This window comes from Ruegeria sp. AP12 (assembly GCF_056540025.1).
Map to the genome: position 1 here is coordinate 1 of NZ_JBQFVZ010000303.1, position 562 is coordinate 562.

1 pseudogene is annotated in these 562 nt (G+C 60.3%); it reads left to right on the forward strand.

Going from position 1 to position 562, the window contains the following annotated elements:
• Positions 1-562, forward strand: a pseudogene (locus ACR0E6_RS22875) (carbohydrate ABC transporter substrate-binding protein); the annotation flags it as partial.

Below are 562 nucleotides of genomic sequence, written 5' to 3' on the forward strand. Positions count from 1 at the left end.
ACCTGATCGGGACGCACTCGCGCCTGCAACTGGCCTATCCGCTGACCGACATGATGGCAGGCGACTGGGCGGCGACAACCTCGCCGACTCTGGATCTGGATGACTTCATGGGCATTCAGTTCACCACAGGTCCGGATGGCAAGCTCTATCAGCTGCCCGACCAGCAGTTTGCAAACCTCTACTGGTTCCGCAAGGACTGGTTCGATGACGAGGCCAACAAGGCCGCGTTCAAAGAAAAGTACGGCTATGACCTTGGCGTTCCGGTCAACTGGTCGGCCTACGAAGACATTGCCGAGTTTTTCACCAACGACGTGAAAGAGATCGACGGTGTGACAATCTACGGTCACATGGACTATGGCAAACGCGCACCTGACCTGGGCTGGCGTATGACCGACGCATGGCTGTCGATGGCCGGTGCCGGTGACGTGGGTGAGCCGAACGGTGTACCCGTTGATGAATGGGGCATCCGCATGGAAGCGGGCACCTGTAACCCTGTTGGGGCCTCCGTCTCGCGCGGTGGCGCGGCCAACGGTCCGGCTGCGGTCTACGCGATCCGGAAGTG